At 69.8% G+C, this 13,543-nt stretch carries 13 protein-coding genes; 6 read left to right on the top strand and 7 right to left on the bottom strand.

The features are described 5' to 3' along the window. The first annotated feature begins 157 nt into the window (after positions 1 to 157). From L3Q65_RS18675 to L3Q65_RS18685, 3 genes are all read left to right on the top strand, one after another. Positions 158 to 961 (top strand): SDR family oxidoreductase, encoded by an 804-nt coding sequence (locus tag L3Q65_RS18675; protein ID WP_182893094.1) that lies wholly within the window; start codon positions 158 to 160, stop codon positions 959 to 961. 19 nt (positions 962 to 980) lie between these two features. Beyond that, positions 981 to 2,402, top strand: a complete 1,422-nt coding sequence (locus L3Q65_RS18680) for an MFS transporter (RefSeq protein ID WP_182893095.1) — start codon at positions 981 to 983, stop codon at positions 2,400 to 2,402. Positions 2,403 to 2,594: 192 nt separating this feature from the next. Beyond that, positions 2,595 to 3,053, top strand: coding sequence for an enediyne antibiotic chromoprotein (locus tag L3Q65_RS18685; RefSeq protein ID WP_182893096.1), 459 nt, complete (start codon positions 2,595 to 2,597; stop codon positions 3,051 to 3,053). Between the two features lie 62 nt (positions 3,054 to 3,115). On the opposite strand, the gene L3Q65_RS18690 is transcribed toward L3Q65_RS18685, so the two are convergent. Genes L3Q65_RS18690 through L3Q65_RS18705 form a run of 4 tightly spaced genes read right to left on the bottom strand, consistent with a single transcriptional unit; the run spans position 3,116 to position 6,993 of the window. Further along, complete coding sequence (locus L3Q65_RS18690; protein WP_237600413.1) at positions 3,116 to 4,054, bottom strand: zinc-binding dehydrogenase; 939 nt, start codon at positions 4,052 to 4,054, stop codon at positions 3,116 to 3,118. A 16-nt stretch (positions 4,055 to 4,070) separates the two neighbouring features. Then, the gene (locus L3Q65_RS18695) at positions 4,071 to 4,358 is read right to left on the bottom strand and encodes an antibiotic biosynthesis monooxygenase (protein ID WP_182893098.1); all 288 of its coding nucleotides are present in this window, start codon (positions 4,356 to 4,358) and stop codon (positions 4,071 to 4,073) included. Beyond that, the gene (locus L3Q65_RS18700) at positions 4,355 to 6,040 is read right to left on the bottom strand and encodes an AMP-binding protein (protein WP_182893099.1); all 1,686 of its coding nucleotides are present in this window, start codon (positions 6,038 to 6,040) and stop codon (positions 4,355 to 4,357) included. Before L3Q65_RS18700 ends, L3Q65_RS18695 begins: the two co-directional genes overlap by 4 nt. Beyond that, on the bottom strand, positions 6,037 to 6,993 hold the full coding sequence (locus tag L3Q65_RS18705; protein WP_182893100.1) for a cyclase family protein: 957 nt from the start codon (positions 6,991 to 6,993) through the stop codon (positions 6,037 to 6,039). Before L3Q65_RS18705 ends, L3Q65_RS18700 begins: the two co-directional genes overlap by 4 nt. Positions 6,994 to 7,154: 161 nt before the next feature. Between L3Q65_RS18705 and L3Q65_RS18710 the strand changes: the two genes are divergently transcribed. The 3 genes from L3Q65_RS18710 to L3Q65_RS18720 all read left to right on the top strand — a co-directional run bounded on the left by L3Q65_RS18710 (position 7,155) and on the right by L3Q65_RS18720 (position 10,272). After that, on the top strand, positions 7,155 to 7,997 hold the full coding sequence (locus L3Q65_RS18710) for a TetR family transcriptional regulator (protein ID WP_182893101.1): 843 nt from the start codon (positions 7,155 to 7,157) through the stop codon (positions 7,995 to 7,997). A 133-nt stretch (positions 7,998 to 8,130) separates the two neighbouring features. Further along, on the top strand, positions 8,131 to 9,300 hold the full coding sequence (locus tag L3Q65_RS18715) for a CdaR family transcriptional regulator (protein WP_182893102.1): 1,170 nt from the start codon (positions 8,131 to 8,133) through the stop codon (positions 9,298 to 9,300). A gap of 249 nt (positions 9,301 to 9,549) precedes the next feature. After that, positions 9,550 to 10,272, top strand: coding sequence for a DJ-1/PfpI family protein (locus tag L3Q65_RS18720; protein ID WP_237600414.1), 723 nt, complete (start codon positions 9,550 to 9,552; stop codon positions 10,270 to 10,272). Positions 10,273 to 10,626: 354 nt separating this feature from the next. Here the strand turns inward: L3Q65_RS18720 and L3Q65_RS18725 are convergent, their stop codons facing one another. From L3Q65_RS18725 to L3Q65_RS18735, 3 genes are read right to left on the bottom strand one after another with little or no spacing between them, the layout of a single operon-like run. Continuing rightward, positions 10,627 to 11,370, bottom strand: a complete 744-nt coding sequence (locus L3Q65_RS18725; protein ID WP_182893103.1) for an SDR family NAD(P)-dependent oxidoreductase — start codon at positions 11,368 to 11,370, stop codon at positions 10,627 to 10,629. Between the two features lie 45 nt (positions 11,371 to 11,415). Beyond that, on the bottom strand, positions 11,416 to 12,174 hold the full coding sequence (locus L3Q65_RS18730; RefSeq protein ID WP_182893104.1) for an SDR family NAD(P)-dependent oxidoreductase: 759 nt from the start codon (positions 12,172 to 12,174) through the stop codon (positions 11,416 to 11,418). Then, positions 12,171 to 13,532, bottom strand: coding sequence for an MFS transporter (locus L3Q65_RS18735; protein ID WP_237600415.1), 1,362 nt, complete (start codon positions 13,530 to 13,532; stop codon positions 12,171 to 12,173). Before L3Q65_RS18735 ends, L3Q65_RS18730 begins: the two co-directional genes overlap by 4 nt. Between the last annotated feature and the right edge of the window lie 11 nt (positions 13,533 to 13,543).

Below are 13,543 nucleotides of genomic sequence, written 5' to 3' on the forward strand. Positions count from 1 at the left end.
GGCCATCCGCCGTTCATCCGCGCAATCCCGGGCACCAGCGGGTGAAATGTACACTGTGGACACCGAGCTGCCGGAACCCGGTTAAGACAATGGCGACATAACGCCCGGCAAACCAATCTTCGCCTGCCGAGGACGACGCTCATGTTACCTTCACCCGATGGGCGAATATCATCGCGCGCTGATCACCGGGGCCTCCGCGGGAATCGGCGAGAGTTTCGCGGAGGAGCTCGCGTCACGTGGATGTTCCCTCGTATTAGTGGCTCGCCGCCGCGCGTTGCTCGAAGCGGCGGCCGAGCGCCTTCGGGAACGCCACCGGGTGGAGGCCGAGGTCCTGGTCGCCGACCTGGCCGACCCCCGCCAGCTCGAGGCGGTGGAAAACCGGCTCTCCGACGAGAGCAGCCCGGTCGACCTCCTGGTGAACAACGCGGGCGTCGGCGAGACCGAGCCGTTCGCGGACTGCCCGGTCGACAGCGAGCAGCGGACCGTGCTGGTCAACGCGCTCGCGCCGACCCGGCTGTGCCACGCCGCGCTCGCGTCGATGACCAAGCGCGGCCGGGGCGGAATACTCAACGTCGCCTCGATGGCGGGCCAGCTCCCCGCGTTCCGCAACAGCGCGACCTACGGTGCGACCAAATCGTATCTTTGCTCGCTCAGCGAAAGCATCCGGCTCGAATTGAAGGCCGGGAATTCCCGGATCGCGGTCACCGCGGTGTGCCCCGGATACGTGCCGACCGACCTGACCGCCGGAATCACCTTGCCGAAGATAGCCTGGACGTCCCGGGAAAAGGTCGTCCGGGATTCGCTTCGCGGATTGTCCAAGAACAAGCCGCTGGTGATACCGGGCACCCTCTACAAACTGGCGGCCATCGGCGCCCGGGCGATGCCGAGGGCACTCGTCAGACCCTTCGCCGCGGATTCCCCGAAAGACGACGATGCGTTATCGACGGCGCGCACCCGGTGACTCCCGGCGCGATTGCCGAATGACCCCGGCGCGCCGGCGGTGCGCATTGGTCGCGGTGTCGCTCGTGACGTTCATGGCCTACCTCGACAACAACATCGTCAACGTGGCGCTGCCCTCCATCCAGGAAGACCTCCGGTTTACCGTATCCGGTCTGGAATGGGTGGTCAGCGCGTACATTCTGGTCTTCGGAACATTCCTGCTGTTCGGCGGACGGCTGGGCGACATCCGCGGCTGGCGGCCGCTGTTCCTGTCCGGACTCGGCCTGTTCACGCTGTCCTCGCTCGTGGCGGGCATGGCGACCAGCCCGGCCATGCTCGTGGCAGGCAGAGCCTGCCAGGGCCTGGGAGCCGCCGCGGTCACGCCGACCACCCTGGCGATCATCTCGGCGGTGTACCCGGACGAGCGCCGCCGGGCCAACGCCGTCGGCGTGTGGAACGCCGTCGGGGCGCTGGCCCTCGCGGTCGGCCCCCTGCTCGGCGGGGTGATCAGCCAGCATCTCGCGTGGGGCTGGATATTCTTCGTCAACGTTCCCGTCGGCCTCGCGACGCTCGTTCTCGGAGCGTGGGCGATCCGCCTGCCGAAGCCCGCCGGGGAAAAACAGTCCATGGACATCGCCGGGACTCTCTCTTCCGGCGGCGCGTTGTTCGCCTTGACGTTTTCCCTCATCGAGGGGCACGAATTCGGCTGGGATTCCCCCGTCATCCTCGGCGGATTCGTCGCGGCCGGACTGCTGGCCGCGGTTTTCGCCGTGGCCGAGACCAAGGTCGCGCATCCGATGCTGACCATCAGCCTGCTGTGGGACCGCGTTTTCGGCGGCGGTGTCGCCACGATGTTCATCTGGGCCTTCGGGCTGTTCGGAATCTTCTTTTTCACGTCCCTCTATTTGCAGGACGTGCTGCTGTTCTCGCCCACCGAGGCCGGACTCGCCTTCGTGCCCATGGCAGTGCTCATGATCGCGGGCTCGGTGCTGAGCGGCCCGGCGGCCGCCCGGGTCGGTGCGCACCGCTCGGTGTCGGGCGCGATGGCGCTGATCGCCGCGGGCATCGCGGGCGCCGCGCTGCTCGACGCGAACGCGACCTTCGCCGAAGTGATGCCGCCGTTGCTGGTGATCGGGCTCGGCGGAGGATTCACCACGTCCCTGACCGCGACCGTGCTCGCCGCCATGCCCGGCCGCCAGGCGGGAGTGGCCACCGCGGTCTTCAGCACCGTCCGCCAGATCGGCGGATTGCTGGGCGTGGCCGTCATCGGTGCCGTGCTGACCGCGCAGCAAACGACGGAATCGCACCGGGGAGCCCCCTTTCGCGACGCATTCCTCAGCGGTTACCACAAAGCGTTGATAGTAGCCGCTGTCCTGGTAGCCGTTGGCGCTGCCATCGCCTACTTCGCCTTGCGCGCGAAGCTTCCCGAAACCGATCCGCACCAATCCGGCGCCGAGCATTGAATACGCTGGCTATGCCCGTATCGTCACTCGATCGGACGTATCTGGGAGGAAGGCGGTCGTGTTTACTTGATGCCCGAAGAGGGAGCCGTCGATTGGATCGGCCGATTCCGTCTTCGAGCGCCCCGGCCCGGGCGGTCCCTCTTGTGCACGATTCCTGAAGTTTTTCTGTGCATGATCGTCGAGGGGACAGCAATGGTGAATTCATTCGTCAAGTCCGGGACCCGGCTCGCGGCGATGACCGGGTTCGTCGTCGCGACGGGCGTCGTCGGCGCCGCACCCGCGCTGGCCGCGGACGCACAACTCGTCGTCAGCCCCACCACTGACATCACCGACGGGCAGAGCCTCGCCGTCACCGGCACGGGATTCTCGGCCGGGGCCACCGTATTCGTGGCGGAGTGCGCCGACAACGCCGCCGCCCATTCCTGCGACCTCGCCAGCGGCGACCTGCAAGTGGTCGTCGCGGACGGCAATGGCGCCATCTCCGCGTCGCTGCCCGCCCGCCGCACGTTCGCCGGTGCCGACCCCGCGACCGGCGCTCCCACCGGAACCGTGGACTGCACGATCGCGCCCGGCTGCGCGATCGCCGCTTCGGTCGACCGGTCGACCCCGGCCGCGCCTCCGGTCGTGATCAGTTTCGCCCGAGGAGAGTGAGTTCCGGCGCCGGGTTGAGCCCGCTGGCGCTCAACCCGGCGTTCGATGGCGCCCGCCGCCGGTCACTCCATCTGCAATACGACCTTGCCGAGCTTGCCCGGTGAACCCAGCCGCGCGTAAGCCTCACGCGCCTGTTCCAGCGGATGAACACTGTCCACCGGCACCGTGAGCCGACCCGCCGAGAGCGCGCGCAGAAGTCCGTCCCGCACCCGGTTCGCGAGCAGAGCCTTCTCGACCGTGCTGCGAGCCCGGATAGTCGACCCGAGCACCCGGCCGCGGGCGCGCATCAGGTCGAACAGGCGCAGGGACGTCTCCTCCCCGGCACCGACCCCGATGACCAGGATTCGGCCGTACGGGTTGAGCCACCGCACGCGGCGCAGGCAGTCCTTGCCGCCGACCAGTTCTACGACGATGTCGTACGGGCCGTGGGCCTCTTCCTGATCCGGGGTCACGACTGTCGCATCGGAAGCCAGAGCTTGGACGGCGGCATGGGACTCCGCGCGGCGCACGCTCGCGACGACGTCGGCCCCGGCGAGTGCGGCGACCTGGAGCATCGCGGTGCCGACTCCGCCGGCCGCACCGGTGATCAGGACTCGCTCGCCGGGGCGTACGCCGGCTTGGTCGACCAGGCCGTCCCAGGCGGTGCTGAACGCTTCGGGGAAACCGGCGGCGTGGACGTCGTCGACCGAGTCCGGGATCGGCAGCAGCAGGCTCGCCGGAACCGCGATGCGTTCGGCGTGGGCGCCGCCGCCCACCACGGCCATGACGCGGTCTCCGGCGGACCACCCGGCAGCCGGTTGTTCGATTACCCCGGCGATTTCGAGTCCGGGGATGTCGTCCGGCCAGCCCGGCGGGGCGGGGTAGGCGCCTCGGGCCTGCTGCAGGTCCGCCGCGTTCAATCCGGCCGCGCGGATCCGGACCACGGCCAGGCCGCCGTCCGCGGCCGGGTCGGGGGCTTCGCCCAGTTCGAACTCGCCGTCCTTGATTTTCACCGCGCGCATGCGGGTTCCCCTCGCCTCAGACTTCGTGGACGTGCTCGACCTCGGGCGGAGCGGCGAAGTACTCCCCCACCAGTTCCCGCCACCGCTGGAAATCCGGCGAGCCGCGGAACTTCACCGTGTGGTGCTCCACCGTTTCCCAGCGGACGACGAGACGGTAGCGCGCCGGTTTCTCGGCACTGCGCCACAGGACCGCGCCGTGACAGCCTTCCGCTCGGTCGAAAAGCGGTTTGGCCTTCGCCACCGCCTGCTCGAAATCCGCCTCCGTGCCGGGGCGGACGTCGATCTGCGCGAGTTCGCGGATCATCCGGGTTTCCTTTCGCTGACGGGGTTTTCGGGCGACCGGTCCCGCAGTTCGCGGCGCAGGATCTTCCCGGAGGCGTTTTTCGGGATCTCGTCGAGGAATTCGACGATACGGGGGTACTTGTACGCGGCCATCCGTTCCTTCGCGTACGCGACCAGGTCCGGCGCGGACGCCGACGCGCCGGGGTTGAGCGAGACATACGCCTTGACCGTCTCGCCGCGGTACGGGTCCGGCACTCCGACGACGGCCGTCTCGCGGACGGCGGGGTGGGTGTAGAGCACGTCCTCGACCTCGCGCGGCCAGACCTTGTAACCGGCGGCGTTGATCATGTCCTTCTTGCGGTCCACCACATAGAACCAGCCGTGTTCGTCCATGAACCCGACGTCCCCGGTGCGCAGTTCCCCGCCGGGCAGCGATTCCGCGGTCGCGTCGGGCTTGTTCCAGTAGCCCGGCACCACTTGCGGTCCGGAGGTGGCCAGTTCGCCGATCTGCCCGGCCGGCACCTCCGCTCCGGCCTCGTCGAGGACCCGCACGACGGTGTTGAACACCGGAACGCCGACGGAAAGCGCACCAGAAGCGGGGTCGACCGGCGCTCGCACCCCGCGCGGGACGCAGTGCGACGGCGAACTCGTTTCGGTGAGGCCGTAGGCGTTGTGCACCTGGATGCCGAGTTGGTTCTCGAGCGACTCCGCGACCGCGGGCGCGATGGCGGCGCCGCCGGAGTAGACCGCGGTCAGCGAGGCGAAATCTTCTCGGCTTGCCTCGGGAACGCCCGCCAGCGCGGTGAACGCGGTGATGGCGCCGATGGTGAAGGTCGGCTGATGCTCGCGGATCGCGTCGAGCATCACGGCCGGCTGAAAACGGTGCGACAGCACCAGCGGCGCGGGCAGCAGCAGGGCGAGCATCACGTGCCCGACGAGCCCGGTGATGTGGAACAGCGGGGCGATTCCGAGGATCGTGTCGGTTTCGCCGAGACCGATCCAGTCCCGGTAGGTCTGCGCGTTGAAGACCAGGTTGCGGTGGGTGTTGATCGCGCCCTTGGGGATTCCGGTGGTGCCGGACGTGTAGGTCAGCACCGCCGGATCGGAAGGCTTCGGCGTCGCCGCCATTCGCCTGGTGGGCCGCGCCACCAGGTCGGCGAGATCGCGGACGCCCTCGTCGCGCCGCTCCGCCGAGCCGAACAGGCGCGGATCGTCGCGGTTCTGCCAGTCCAGCGCCGAAGTGGTGACCACCGTCCGCACCGCGGTGCCGCCGTCGGCGATGACGTCGCGGGCGACCTCGGCGTACAGCTCGTCCAGGGCGAGCAGCGCGGTCGCGCCAGAGTCGGCGAGCAGGTAGTTCAGCTCGCGCGCCCGGTTCATCGGGTTGATCGACACCGCTGTGCCGCCGGCCTTCCACGCCGCGATCAGCCCGATGACGTACGCCGGGTTGTTCTGGGTGAACAAGGCCAGCCGGTCGCCCGGGGCGAAACCGTCGTCGGCTAGCGCGGCTGCCAGCGCGTTCGCGGCCTCGTCCGCCTCGCGCACGGTCAGGGCGCCGTCGAAGTAGCGGATCAGCACGGCGTCCGGGGCGCGGCGAACGGACGCGTCGAACAGGGCCAGCGCGGTGTCGTGTTCCGGGCGGATCTCGGCGGGGGTGCCCTCGCGGTAGAGCGCGAGCCAGGGTTTCGCGGCGTAGGCGCTCATTTCACCGCCATCGGGTTGACCGGCGAGCCGCTGGCCCGGTGGATCTTCAGCGGGGCCGCGGCGTAGAAGAAGGTGTACTTGCCGTCTTCGGCGCAGTCGGCGGCGAGCTTCTCCAGGTCGCAGATCTCGGTGAACACCACGCCGAGGTTGCGCATCAACGCGTTGTGCAGCACCAGCGCGACCCCGGTGTCCGGGTCGGTGGTGACCTCGTTGGCGATGGTGTCGGTGACCAGGTTCGGGATCTCCCGGCGCTGGAACCACTCGACGAGTTCCGGCGAATACACGAGTCCAGCTTCGCAGAATCCGTCGTAGAAGGCGTCGCCCTGGTCGAAGAACAGCCGCAGGTGGTTGGTGCGGATGAGCAGGATGTCCCGGTCCTCGATCGCCGTGCCCTGCGCCGCCGCGCACGCCTCCAGGTCCTCGTGGGTGAACGTCTCGCCCGCGTCGAGGTGGTCCTTGCCGCGGAACCGCGCGATGTCCAGCAGCACCCCGCGGCCGGCCACGCCGCGTTCGGCGATCGGGGCGACGCTGGCCTTCTCCAGGCCGCCGACGGTGCTCCGCGCGTCGTAGCCGTTCCAGATCCGGCCGTCGTACCAGACGTGCCCCAGCGCGTCGTACTGCGTGGAGCCTTGCAGGAACGCTTCGATCTTGTCGTCGGCGTAGTGCAGGCCGCCGGGGAATTCCGGTCCGTCGCCGCCCTCGTCCCAGGCGGATTCGTCGATGACCTGCTCGCGTTCGGCGGGACGGCGGCCCGGCCACACCGGCTCGCCTCGCGGGTCCCCGATCAGCCGCTGCAGGGTGAACACCTTGCCCGCGCCGATTTCCGCGACGCCGCGCAGCACCTCGGTCTCGGTCAGGTAGTTCAGCGCGCCGACCTCGTCGGCGGAACCCCACTTCCCCCAGTTCGACGGCGCGTTCGCCAGCAGGTCCGTCAGGGCAGGTGCGTCGCTCATCGATCATCCTCCACGTCGAGCCAATCGGTTTCTGAACAAACCCGTACGAGCGTTCGGTCGCGTTCAATGCGATGTCATCGTGAGGTTGGCCGGACGCTTTGTCAATACTGATCCCCGAAGTGATGAAGACATTGGCCGCCGCGTCGGCTAGTGTGTTCAGAATGTCTGAACATCTCGCGGCCGAACCGGAGGCGGGACCGCTCGTCCGGCAGGCCAGGACGCGGGCCCGGGTGTCGCTGCGCGAACTGGCGAGCCGGATCGGGGTCAGCGCCGGGACGCTGAGCGCGATCGAGAACGGGAAGACCGGCCTGACCGTGGAACGGCTGGGCCGGATCGCCGACGCGCTGGGCACCTCGGCGTCCGACCTGCTCGCCGCGCGCACCGCGCCGGAGGAGCGGCCCCCCGCGTCCGACCGGCCCTGGCGCGTCTTCGAACCGCTCGACCTCGACCCGGTGCTGCGGGCCGCGATCGCCACCTTCGTCATCACCGGCTACCACGGCGCGACCATGCGCCTGGTGGCGGCGAACGCCCGGATGAGCGTCCCCGGGGTCTACCACCACTACCCCAGCAAACAGCACCTGCTCGCCGCCATTCTCGACGTCGCGATGACCGAACTGCACTGGCGGATCCCCGCGGCCCGCGCCGACGGCGGCACCTCGGTCGAACGCTTCGCGAACATGGTCGAGGCGCTCGCGTTGTTCCACGCCCAGCGCCGCGACCTCGCCTTCATCGGGGCCAGCGAGATGCGGAGCTTCGAGGAGCCGAACCGGTCGCGGATCGCGGCCAGCCGCACCGAAATCCAGCGGCTGCTCGATGCCGAGGTCGACGCCGCGATCCGGGACGGCGAGTTCGCCACGCGGCATCCGCGCGACGCCGCCAGGGCCGTGGCGACCATGTGCACCTCGCTGCCCCAATGGTTCCGTGCGGACGGGCCCACCTCCCCTGAGCAGATCGCGGCTGAATACGCGCGGTTCGCGGTCGACCTGATGCGCGGAAGCGGGTGAGCACGGTCCGTTGTGGACAGTCGGCGGGCTTCGCTCCCGAGAATCGCACTGCCCGCGAACCTGAAGCAACCAAGACTGCCGGGCGGGCCAACCCGGACTGTCCGCGGGCACAAGAGCCAGGAAGGGGCCGGACATGAGCGGCGATCTCCGCGAACTCGTCAGGCGGGCCGAGGCCGAACTCCCCCGGCTCGTCGACACCCACGTCGCCCGCGTGCGCGACGAGATCGACATCTACCGTGAGGACGGGCTCGTCCCGCCCGAGGATCTGCGCCGTTCGGTCGAGGCGAACATGCGGTTCATGATCGCCGCGCTGCGCGATCCGAAGGGCGGCAACGACTTCTCCGCGCCGCGCGAGACCGGATCCCGGCGGGCGCGGCAAGGTGCGCCGCTGCCCGAGGTGCTGCGGGCCTACCGGCTGGGGTTCGCCGCGCTGTGGGACACGCTCGCCGCGGCGGCGGACTGCCGGCGGCCCGCGTTGATGCGTGCCCTGCTGGCCGCGGGACGCGGTTTGTGGCTGCTCACCGACGAATACGCCATCCAGCTGACCGAGGCGTACCGGGCGACGATGGCCGAACTGACCCTCGCGCGCGAGCGGCGCCGGTCGGCGCTGGCGGAGGCGTTGTTCACCGGCGAACCGGTCGCCGGGACGACGCACTGGGAAATCACCGCGCTGCTCGGCTTCCCGCCGGACGCCGGCCTGGTCGTGGTCATGGCGGAGACCCGCCGCGCCGACGAACCGCTCCCGGGGATCGAGCAGCGGCTCGCGGAGCACGGGATGGTTTCGGTGTGGCGGCTCACGCCCGCGCTGCAGACCGGGATCGTCGCGCTTCCGGACGGCGCCCCGGAGCCGCTCGTCGCGTTGCTGCGGCAGATCGCCAAGGCGAGGGTCGGGATGAGCCAGCCCTACCGCGCGATCGGCGAAACCCCGAGGGCAGTGCGCCTGGCCAGGATCGCGCTGGTGTCCGCCCCGGAAGGCAGCAACCAGGTCAGCACCTTCCGGGCGGGCCGGGTCGCCGGTCTCGTCGCCCACGCCCCCGCCGAAGGCGTCCGCGTCGCGCAGGCGGTGCTCGGCCCGGTCCTCGAACTGCCCGCCGAGGACCGCGAAACCCTGCTGGCCACGATCCGGGCCTGGTTCGACAACGACGGCTCCGCCGAGCAGACCGGCAAGCAACTGCACTGCCACCGCAACACCGTCCGGTACCGCCTGCGGCGGGTGCACGAACTCACCGGGCATTCCTTCGCCAACCCGGCCGACATCGCCGAACTGGCCGTCGCGCTGGAAGCGGTTCCCCAGGACCGCTGATCCTCAATGCCCGGAACTCAAGCGGCGCAGCGAAGCGGGATCGTCGACGCGCCCTCTTGAGTTCCGGGCATCGCCGCTGACCTTTCCGTTGTTCCCCGGCACAACGCGGACAGTTCCCGGAGACAGCATTCTCCGCCGCCGGGATGCCCGGCTCGGCACACCTCGTTCCACCGGGCAGATGCCCGTGACCGAGGCGGGCGTCGGAACCACCGTCCGGCCTGGCGAACACGGCCGGGAAAGGAAGGCATCGTGGCATTGCCGAGGAAGGCCCTCATCGCCATTCCCGCCAAGCACTTCGAGTTCTACGAGGACGGTTCGGAGACCGGCCTGTTCTACACCGAGGCGCTGCATCCGTACTCGGTCTTCGCCGATGCCGGGTTCGAGGTCGACCTGGTCAGCGAAACCGGCAGCTTCGGGCTCGACGCGCACTCCACCGAAGACCAGTTCCTCACTGATGAGGACAAAGCGGTCTACGAGAATCCCGAAGCGCCGTTCAGCGTCAGCCTGAACCAGAACCTGAAGAAGGCCGCCGACGTCGACCCCAACGAGTACGGGGTCTTCTTCGCCGCGGCCGGGCACGCGGCCATCTACGACTACCCCGGCGCCACCGCACTGCAGTCGGTCGCCCAGGGCGTTTGGGACAACGGCGGCATCGTTTCCGCCGTCTGCCACGGCCCGGCGATCCTGCCGTACGTGCGCGACAAGGAAACCGGCAAGTCGATCGTCGCCGGCAAACGGATCACCGGCTTCACCACCCAGGGCGAGATCGACCTCGGGCTGATCGACCGGATCAAGACGGACAACGCCCCGCTGATCGAAGACAGCGCGGCCGCGGCGGGGGCCGGGTATGTCGCTCCGGCGCAGCCGTTCGACGACCTTTCGGTTACCGACGGGCGGGTCGTGACCGGGGCGAATCCGGCCAGTGCGCATTCGGCGGCTCGGCGGGTTGTGGAGGCGTTCGACCAGTTGTGACGGGTGTTGGCGGCGCCGCCGAGCGAGCCAGCGCCTGTCCCAGCCACTCGTTGATCGCCCGAGTCGACTCCCGCTCAGGCGAATCGGCCACCGGAACCGGCCGGTGCTCCGGCCAGCCGGCGGCCAGCGTCGCCGGATCCGGTACTGGCCCCAAGGCGGTCAGAAGGTCGGGCAACGTCGGGTAAAAGCGGTCCGGACGGCCGGCTGATCGCAGTGACCAGCCGGCCGGTCCGGTGGCGACCCGGACGCCCCGGCGCAGCGTCGACAGGCGGGCCGCGACGACCGTGCGGGCGTAGCTTCCCGACAGCACGCCGGTGAGCCAGTCCGTTCTCGTGGTCCCGCAACTGCCGCACATCAGGGCATCACGTCTCCGCTGTTCGGGCCGAGCACCTGGCCGACATACAGGTTGCCGCCGGGGTCGGAGGCGAGCAGGACGGCGGTCGGTGCGATTTCGCCGACCGTGCCGAAGCGGCCGAGGGGCAGTTCGGCGGCTTTCGCCGAGCGCCAGTCGTCGCTGATCCCGGCCAGCAGCGGCGTTTCCACCGGGCCGGGGGCGATGGCGTTGACCAGGACGCCCCGGCTCGCTGCTTCCAGGGCGATCGACTTGGTCATCGCGATCACCCCGGCCTTCGCGGCGGCGTAATGCGCGAGACCGACGCCGCCCTTGATGCCCAGTTGCGAGGCGACGTTGACGATCCGCCCGTCGCCGCGTTCGAGCATCGGGCCCAGCACCGCGCGGTTGAGCAGGAAGACACTGGTCAGGTCGATGTCGATGGTCTGCTGCCAGGTCTCGAGCGGCATCGTGTCGGCGGGGGCCTCGGTCAGCAGCCCGTGCGAGGTCACCAGGACGTCGATCCGGCCGAGCAGGCGGGTCGCCTCGGCGACACCGTCCGCGACCGCTTGTTCGTCGGACGCGTCCATCCGCACGGCGCCGGTCGCGCCGAGTTCCGCCGCGCGTTCGGTGACCTGCGGCTGGACATCGGCCAGCACGACGGCCGCTCCGGCCGCGACGAAGTGCTCGGCGATCGCGCGGCCGATGCCGCTCGCCGCGCCGGTGACCAGTGCGGTCCGGCCGGCGAGCGGGCTGGAGTCGGTCATGGGCGGGGTCCTTCCGGTTTCGTTGGTGCGCGAGCGAGCACGGGCTCAATCCCGCATCGCGACAGTGAGGGCGCCGTCCACCGTGATCGCCTGGCCGCTGACATACGAGGCCGCGGCCGAGCTGAGGAACTCGATCACGCCGGCGATCTCCTCCGGCCTGCCGACCCGGCCGCACGGGATCGTCGCGCCTGCCCGCCGGAGTCCTTCAGGGCCAAGCGAATTGGCCGCGTCCAAGGACTGCGGCGTCTCGATCAAGCCGGGGACGATCGCGTTCGCGCGGATTCCGCGCGGGCCGAGTTCGACCGCGAGGCTGCGGATCAAGCCGAGCACGCCCGCCTTCGCGGTGGCGTAGTGCGCGTGCTCCGCCCAGCCGTACACGCCGCCGGCGATCGACGAAATGGCGACGATCGAGCCGCCCTCGCCCAGGTGCGGAGTCGCCGCCCGGGCCAGCCGCATCACGCCGTGGAGGTCGACTTGCAGGACTTCGTCCCACTGGTCGTCCGTCATCCCGTCGAAGGCGGCGCGGCGAAGGATTCCGGCGTTGGCGATCACGTGGTCGACCCGTCCGAACGCCTCCAGTGCCGCGGCGACGAAGGCTTGCGCCGACGCGGTCTCGCTGACGTCCAGTTCGGCGATCAGCCCGGTGCCGCCCGCTTTTTCCACCCCGGCCAGCGTCTCCTCCGGATCGTGCGGGTCTCCGGGGAAACTGCCGATCACGACCTGGTCGCCGCGGGCTGCCAGCCGGACCGCGGCGGCCCGGCCGATGCCGGACGCCGCGCCGCTGATGACCGAAACCGCTGTCATGCCGCTTCCGCTTTCGTCTCGGCCGGGCGCACCGCGGCCCCGGCGTCGGGAGTCACTGTCTTGGCGCCCAGCATGATCAGGCCGGACGCGAACGTGCCGAGCGCGCCGACCAGCAGGGCGGCGGTGGAGAACGACATCGCGTCCGCGACCAGTCCGGTCAGGATCAGGCCGCCGACGATCGCGCCGGGCTGGCTCATCGCGCCGATGAAGGTGCTGCCGGTCGCGCGGCAATCGGTGTCGTAGCACTCGGCCTGGAAGAACATGATCGCGGCGTACGGGCCGAGCAGGAAGAACAGCCCCAGCATGTACGTGACCAGCACGTAGGCCGGGTTCTCCGGGCCCACCAGCATCGCGGCGAAGAAGACGCCCGCCAGCAGCCAGCCGGTCACGATCACCTTCTTGCGGCCGAAGCGGTCGCCCAGCCAGCCGTGCGTGAGGTAGCCGAGCGCGCCCACCAGGTTCGACACCACGACCAGCACCAGCGCGTTGCCCGCCGAGATGTGCTTGCCCGATTCCAGCACCGTGGTGCCGAGCACCGAGAAGGTCTGGATGCCGAACCAGTTCACCAGCCAGGCCAGCGACAGCATGATCGTGTTGCGCAGGTGCTTGCCGGAGAAGATCCGCTTGAACGGAGCCGCGTGCTGCTCTTCGAGCCCTGCTCGCGCGGCGAAGGCCGACGCCTCGTCGCCGCGGCCCTCCTTGCGCAGCCGCCGCAGGGTCTGCTGGGCCACGAACTGCGGGCTTTCCTTCAGCCGCAGGCACAGCAGCGCCACCACGAACGCCGGGACGGTCGCCAGCAGGAACGCGATCCGCCAGCTGCCGGGGCCGAAGACCGCGGTGATCAGGCCGACGAACGCGGCCGCCAGCAGCGCGCCCAGCGGCCAGCCGGTCTGCACGATCGCATAGACGAAACCCTGATGCCGCTTGATCTTGCGGTCCTCGGTCAGTGCGTACAGCTCGTTGAGGTAGGTCGCGTTCACCGACTGCTCGGCGAGCCCGAGACCGCTGATCCCGCGGACGCCGACGAGGCTCGCGGCGCCCGCGGTCGCGGCCGTCGCGGCGGAGGACAACGCGGTGCCGCCGACCGAAATGATCATGCCCTTGCGCCTGCCGAGCCGGTCGACCAGCGGGCCGACCGCCAGCACCACGACGAAGGTGCCGACGCTGACCAAAGTGGACACCAGCAGCGCGAAACTCGCGTCCCAGTGGAAACTGTCGGAGATCCGCGGCAGCAGCGTGCCGAACATGATGAAGTCGTAGACCGCTACGGCCCAGGCGAAAAAGGCGATCTTGGTCGCCCGTCTGGTCTCCTTGACCGAGACGGCGGGCAGCCCGCTCCCGGGTGCTGGGGTGGTCATCTGCGTGCTCC

The sequence above is a fragment of the Amycolatopsis sp. FU40 genome (assembly GCF_021903635.1).
GTDB classification, from domain to species: domain Bacteria; phylum Actinomycetota; class Actinomycetes; order Mycobacteriales; family Pseudonocardiaceae; genus Amycolatopsis; species Amycolatopsis dendrobii.

Excerpts from the sequence above, each read along its gene's own strand:
- L3Q65_RS18675 (WP_182893094.1), top strand. The coding sequence starts at position 158 with ATGGGCGAATATCATCGCGCGCTGATCACCGGGGCCTCCGCGGGAATC.
- L3Q65_RS18680 (WP_182893095.1), top strand. The coding sequence starts at position 981 with ATGACCCCGGCGCGCCGGCGGTGCGCATTGGTCGCGGTGTCGCTCGTG.
- L3Q65_RS18685 (WP_182893096.1), top strand. The coding sequence starts at position 2,595 with ATGGTGAATTCATTCGTCAAGTCCGGGACCCGGCTCGCGGCGATGACC.
- L3Q65_RS18690 (WP_237600413.1), bottom strand. The coding sequence starts at position 4,054 with ATGCGCGCGGTGAAAATCAAGGACGGCGAGTTCGAACTGGGCGAAGCC.
- L3Q65_RS18695 (WP_182893098.1), bottom strand. The coding sequence starts at position 4,358 with ATGATCCGCGAACTCGCGCAGATCGACGTCCGCCCCGGCACGGAGGCG.
- L3Q65_RS18700 (WP_182893099.1), bottom strand. The coding sequence starts at position 6,040 with ATGAGCGCCTACGCCGCGAAACCCTGGCTCGCGCTCTACCGCGAGGGC.
- L3Q65_RS18705 (WP_182893100.1), bottom strand. The coding sequence starts at position 6,993 with ATGAGCGACGCACCTGCCCTGACGGACCTGCTGGCGAACGCGCCGTCG.
- L3Q65_RS18710 (WP_182893101.1), top strand. The coding sequence starts at position 7,155 with ATGTCTGAACATCTCGCGGCCGAACCGGAGGCGGGACCGCTCGTCCGG.
- L3Q65_RS18715 (WP_182893102.1), top strand. The coding sequence starts at position 8,131 with ATGAGCGGCGATCTCCGCGAACTCGTCAGGCGGGCCGAGGCCGAACTC.
- L3Q65_RS18725 (WP_182893103.1), bottom strand. The coding sequence starts at position 11,370 with ATGACCGACTCCAGCCCGCTCGCCGGCCGGACCGCACTGGTCACCGGC.
- L3Q65_RS18730 (WP_182893104.1), bottom strand. The coding sequence starts at position 12,174 with ATGACAGCGGTTTCGGTCATCAGCGGCGCGGCGTCCGGCATCGGCCGG.
- L3Q65_RS18735 (WP_237600415.1), bottom strand. The coding sequence starts at position 13,532 with ATGACCACCCCAGCACCCGGGAGCGGGCTGCCCGCCGTCTCGGTCAAG.